The organism is Streptococcus sp. NLN76 (genome assembly GCF_015686645.1).
Classification (GTDB): domain Bacteria; phylum Bacillota; class Bacilli; order Lactobacillales; family Streptococcaceae; genus Streptococcus.
This window is the reverse complement of the sequence record NZ_JADPMS010000077.1, coordinates 1-3,390: the sequence shown is the minus strand read 5'-3', so window position 1 is coordinate 3,390 and position 3,390 is coordinate 1. Positions and strand designations below refer to the sequence as shown.

The following is a 3,390-nucleotide window of genomic DNA, read 5'->3' as shown; positions in this document are numbered from 1 at the left end:
TGGAAAGGCAACACCTATTTGGACAAATTTATAAATTCTTTTTCGTCAGACCTTAGTCTGACGTCCATAGGTGTCTGGTAATTGAGGCTTCCATGGATCCTTTGGTGATTCCACCAGTGAATGTAATCTAACGATTTTAATCTTAATTCATCCAATGTTTCAAACGATTCTTGCTGAACAAATTCTACTTTGAAAGATTTAAATGTACTTTCTGCTACGGCATTATCATAGGGACAACCAGCCTCACTGAGTGATTTCTCAATGGTGAAGGCACTAAATACTTCATCTATCAGCTTATTGTCAAATTCCTTTCCCCTATCTGAATGAAAAAGTTGAACTTCTGTCAATGAATAAGGAATACTTTGAATTGCCTCTTTGACTAATTCAGCTGATTTTTGCCATCCAAATGATTGACCGATAATCTCACGATTAAAGAGATCAATAATGATACAGGCATAGGCCCATCGTTTCTGGATACGAACATAGGTTAGATCGGAAACGATTACTTCCAGAGGATTTCTATTACTGAATTCTCGATTAACTTTGTTTGGGATCGAGTTTTCATTTTTCCCTTTTGAATAGGGTTTGTAATGAGCTATTTGATAAGCTGATATCAAATTGTGTTTTTTCATAATTTGGCGTGCCTTGCGTCTAGACAATTGGATTTCTTCCTTGGCAAGTGCTTTCTTAATTTTTCTAGCTCCATAAACACCTCGACTCTTCTTGAAAATTCTTTGAACAGATTCTTCAATCATTTCTTGATGATTATCTGAGGAACATGTTTCCTTGGGGTCTTTAGCTTTGTAATAGTAGGTAGAACGTGAAATTTCTAGAATGCGACACATGTCCGTTACGCTGTATTTGTCTTTGTTAGCAGTAATTATCGCTCTTTTTGTGCCATAATCACTGCCGCTTGCTTTAAAATATCTACCTCCATTTTCAAGCGCTGGTTTTCTTTTCGTAATTCCATTAGCTCTCGTTGCTCATCAGAAAGATTATCAATTGATTTAAAGGAGCCGGTTGTTTTAGACTGTCTAATCCATTTATCAAAGGTTGAGGGAGTCAAATCATACTGTTCGATAATTTCACTGCGTCTTTTACCTGCTCGATGAAGATCTACGATTTGTTGTTTGAATTCGTCACTGAAATGACGACGGGTACGCCTAGCCATAATATTCTCCTTTTGATTCAATTTTAGAAGAGTTTATAATTTCTGTCTAGTTTAGTGTAACCCATCCAACTTATAGACTTGTAGTTAGCGAAGAGGTAAAAAAGCAACTCAAAAAGATGGATAAGCATGTCAGACTGATGTTGGCTAAAGATATGAAAAAATGTCTTGATGGCTTGGAAAATCCTAGACAGATTGGTAAAGCTTTAGTGGGAAATAAAAAAGGTTTATGGCGCTACAGGCTTGGCAATTATCGGGTTATCTGTGATATTCGAGATAATGAAATGATTGTATTAGCCGTTGAAGTTGGTCACAGGAAAGAAATTTATAAATAGCTTGGAGGAATTACCCAAGGTTATTTAGTACGATAGGGCTATCATAATTCGTGGGCATTTGTGAGCTATTCAGTTCTTTAAGTCGTATCCAAATATGCACGCACTGCGTGCACATTTGGACTGGACGTAATTTCGCACATTTTCAGATATCCCAGATGATTCTAAGTGAGAGTGTTATAGTCTTGAGTTGGTTCAAATCTTGTTCCAGATGTGTTTGAATAAACTCTTGTTCTGCAGTAGTAAGAGTAGTTAACTTCCTTCCGCAGCGCTTTTTGTTCTCCTTATACTGTTCATAGTAATCATAAGCGGAATGACCTTGTTTGAGAAAGTTGATAACATTGTAGATAGTCTGTTTGGATCTACCAAGTGCTTCTGCAATTTGGACAACTTTTACGCTTTCTTGATAATATGCCTCTATCATTACAAGTTCATTTGTAGTAAGATGGTTATAGGTCATTTATGTTAGTTCCTTTCAGACAAATGTGGTAGTTTATCTGAGCCTAACATAAATGGCTTTTTGTGTCTAGCTTAATTTTACAAATTGGGTATTCATATAATTGTTGGAATAGTGTTTTTTCTTGAGGGGAAAAGTAATGAGGAGGGACATCTAGTTCTGAAATTTTGTTAAGTGATAAACCATTGAAGACTAGTTTGGTTATCTGAAATAGCTCTAAGAAATCTAAAACCAGCTGAAGATATTTTTGTTCTATGGCTTGATACTCTTCCCAATCCAGTCCGTTTTCGATTTCGTCAAAATTACTCCATTCGGTATAGGTGCGATTTAGAGGATTATCTTTGGAAATACGTAGGTCATGGTGATAATCGCCTGATGGGTTCAGTTGACCATCACCCCAGGTATAGGTATAAGGCACTATATCTTCTTCTTCCATTTGATAAGGAGATATAGAGAATTCTTGATAGTAAAGGTTATTCTCACGAATTATCTCCTTACACTGCTCAAATTTATCTTCTTCCATGCTTTGAACATACATGTAATAATCAGAGCCAAAGTGGATTTGAAGACTAGGACTGTAAAAACGGCACCATAATACTTCCCGTAGATTGAATTGAGCAACCTCAAAGATTTCTTTTCCAGTCAGTAAATATCCGTTATCAATTTGGTGAAATAGTTGGTACTGGTCGGAATTCAGTCGATTTTCCTTTTTTCGAGATTGGATACTAAAATATTTTTCCACCTCCCTTACTTCAAGGCTATTAACCCGAATTATTCATACCTAACTTAAAAACCTTCCAGAAACCGTATTGATCACAGGGTTTCTGGAAGGTTCTGCTTTTCACCCATTGGGTGAAACATTCGACTAGACAAAAAAGGATTTCCCTTTTATGATATAAGTGAAAGAAAAACCACAAAAAGAAAGGAAATCCACATGTTCAGTCTAACAAATAATAATGCCAAAAACAAGAATTTTTCTTTTGAGGAAGGAAATCTTACGAATTATGGCGGACTGATTCTCTTTAAAGAATTGTTTGAGGTCTTGAAGCTGGCTGAGTTAATTTCCAAATATTTAGTCACTAATGATCAACGCCATTCCCCTCTTTACTCAGACACAATGATTGTTATCCAACTTATTTTTCAAATTCTAGCGGGTCATGATACAGACTATGCCTGTCAAGAATTGAAAGATGATGCTTATTTCTATCAGCTGCTAGAGTCGAAACAAGTAGCCTCTCAATCAACCCTGTCACGTTTCTTTTCACGTGCAACGGAAGAAACTGTTGAGGCTTTAAGACAGCTTAATTTTGAACTAATCCAACTCTTTTTACAATTTCATCAGTTGGATAATCTTATCATTGATGTCGATTCAACTCATTTTACAACTTATGGGAAGCAAGAAGGTTCGGATTACAATGCCCATTACCGTGCTA

3 protein-coding genes and 2 pseudogenes are annotated in these 3,390 nt (G+C 36.2%); 2 read left to right on the top strand and 3 right to left on the bottom strand.

What is annotated here, in order from left to right; all coding sequences use genetic code 11:
- Positions 1 to 14: 14 nt before the first annotated feature.
- Positions 15 to 1,171 (bottom strand): IS3 family transposase gene (locus tag I1A59_RS09140; RefSeq protein ID WP_196092451.1). Its coding sequence is split into 2 segments (ribosomal slippage): positions 15 to 886 and positions 886 to 1,171, totalling 1,158 coding nucleotides; the frame shifts between segments, so codons are not numbered across the junction.
- Positions 1,172 to 1,239: 68 nt separating this feature from the next.
- Here I1A59_RS09140 and I1A59_RS09135 point away from each other — a divergent pair.
- A pseudogene (locus I1A59_RS09135) lies at positions 1,240 to 1,503 on the top strand (type II toxin-antitoxin system RelE/ParE family toxin); the annotation flags it as partial.
- Positions 1,504 to 1,756: 253 nt separating this feature from the next.
- Here the strand turns inward: I1A59_RS09135 and I1A59_RS09130 are convergent.
- Both I1A59_RS09130 and I1A59_RS09125 read right to left on the bottom strand, forming a co-directional pair.
- Positions 1,757 to 1,960 (bottom strand): annotated as a pseudogene (locus I1A59_RS09130) (IS30 family transposase); the annotation flags it as partial.
- Between the two features lie 43 nt (positions 1,961 to 2,003).
- Complete coding sequence (locus tag I1A59_RS09125; RefSeq protein ID WP_196092449.1) at positions 2,004 to 2,699, bottom strand: hypothetical protein; 696 nt, start codon at positions 2,697 to 2,699, stop codon at positions 2,004 to 2,006.
- A 192-nt stretch (positions 2,700 to 2,891) separates the two neighbouring features.
- Between I1A59_RS09125 and I1A59_RS09120 the strand changes: the two genes are divergently transcribed.
- A partial coding sequence (locus I1A59_RS09120; protein ID WP_196092448.1) for a transposase occupies positions 2,892 to 3,390 on the top strand: 499 nt, incomplete at its 3' end.